Annotated in this window: 1 protein-coding gene; it reads right to left on the reverse strand. The window is 77.3% G+C overall.

The features are described 5' to 3' along the window. Positions 1-1046 (reverse strand): ABC transporter transmembrane domain-containing protein (locus GTW08_RS03875; RefSeq protein WP_346009848.1); only part of this gene is annotated, 1046 nt, incomplete at both ends.

The raw sequence follows: 1046 nt of genomic DNA on the forward strand, positions 1-1046 counted from the left end.
CGGGTCGGCCGCCGGCACCGGTGCGGTCCCGCCGGGCGCGCCGCCGGCCGGGCGGTCCAGCTCGGCGAACACCTGCCGGGCCGCGGCGACGCCCTCCATGCTGGCGTGGAACCGGGCACCGACCTCGCGCAGCGGCAGGTAGGCCTCCGGGGCCAGGACCAGCACGAACAGCGCGGTGGCGTAGTCGAGGTCCCCGTAGAGCAGCCGCAGCCCGACCTCGACCGCGACCAGGGCGACGGCGAGCGTCGCGAGGACCTCCAGCACGAACGCGGACAGGAACGCGACCCGCAGGGTGCCGGTCATGGCGTGCCGGTGGGCGTCGGTCGTCTCCCGGACCTTGCCCGCGACGACCTGCGCGCGGCGGAACAGCGCGAGCGTCGGCAGCCCCTGCACGACGTCGAGGAAGTGCCCGCCGAGACGGGACAGCAGCCGCCACTGGCGGTCGGTGCGGGCCCGGGTGTGCATCCCGACCAGCGCCATGAACAGCGGGATCAGCGGGAGCGTGACCGCGATGACGACCGCGGAGATCCAGTCCGCGTCGGCGACGACGACCAGCACCGCGACCGGGACCAGCACCGCGAGCACCAGCTGGGGCAGGTAGCGGGCGAAGTAGTCGTCGAGGGCGTCGAGGCCGCGGGTGGCCAGGGTGACGATCTCACCGGAGGACCGCCGCGGGTCCGGCGCGGCGAGCGCGAGCCGGCGCACGAGCTGCATCCGCAGCTGGGACTTGGCGCGGGCGGCGCTGCGCAGCGCCGCGGACTCCGCGCCATAGGACAGCAGCGCCCGCGCCACCGCGACGACGGCGACGCCCCCGACGAGCCAGGCCAGGGTGTCGAGCCCGGCGCCCGGCCCGGTGCGTGCTCCGTCGAGGCCGAACGACGGCGTCGCCCCGGCCACCACCCGCGACACCAGCCAGGCCTGGGCCAGGATCAGCCCGGTCGCGGCGACCCCGCAGACCGCGGCGACGGCCAGGTGCACCCGGACCGCGCTCGCCGTGCGCAGCAGCCGGGGGTCGACCGGCGGGCCGCCCGCGGGCGGGACCCCGG

The organism is Pseudonocardia sp. SID8383 (assembly GCF_009864975.1).
GTDB classification, from domain to species: Bacteria; Actinomycetota; Actinomycetes; order Mycobacteriales; family Pseudonocardiaceae; genus Pseudonocardia; species Pseudonocardia alni.